The following is a 526-nucleotide window of genomic DNA, read 5'->3' as shown; positions in this document are numbered from 1 at the left end:
ATACGGCCTCTTCTGCGGAACTGGAGGCATTGCCGGGTATCGGTCCGGCTAAGGCGAAGGCGATTGTGGAATACCGTCAGAAGAACGGTGCGTTCAAATCGGTGGGGGAGCTGAAAAACGTGAAGGGTATTGGTGATGCGGTGCTGAACAAGTTGAAGGCGGAGGCGACGGTTTCTTCTGCCACGCCTAAGGCTGCGCAGCCTGCCGTGAAAAAATAAGCCGGATTCTGCCTATATGCCGCCCTGCGGCCGAACCGTTTGCCGGTTGGGCCCCGGGGCGGCTTTGTGTGGGGCGGGGGGAATAGAAGCTTGGACCAGTGGGAACTTCTGTCGGGTGAAGGGATAAACGGATAGGACGCCTATTGGAGAGGGATATAAAAGATAAAGGGAATAAGGATATGTATTTAAAGGCATTTGACGGAAAACGGAATGGGACAACTGGGCAGAGGGGGTATTCTTTGGTACAGCTGTTGGTGGTGATGTTGCTGGTTTCGATCTTGGCGGCGGTGGCCTTTACGGCCTATCGG

2 protein-coding genes are annotated in these 526 nt (G+C 54.9%); both read left to right on the top strand.

Going from position 1 to position 526, the window contains the following annotated elements:
- Positions 1 to 218, top strand: a 218-nt coding sequence (locus ACTHUG_RS11355; protein ID WP_440422273.1) for a ComEA family DNA-binding protein, incomplete at its 5' end; no start/stop codon positions are given.
- A gap of 179 nt (positions 219 to 397) precedes the next feature.
- On the top strand, positions 398 to 526 hold a 129-nt coding region (locus tag ACTHUG_RS11350), incomplete at its 3' end, for a prepilin-type N-terminal cleavage/methylation domain-containing protein (protein WP_440422275.1).

It is taken from the genome of Neisseria sp. P0022.S009 (assembly GCF_051956675.1).
In the GTDB taxonomy this organism is placed as follows: domain Bacteria; phylum Pseudomonadota; class Gammaproteobacteria; order Burkholderiales; family Neisseriaceae; genus Neisseria.
This window is presented reverse-complemented; position numbering and strand designations above follow the sequence as displayed.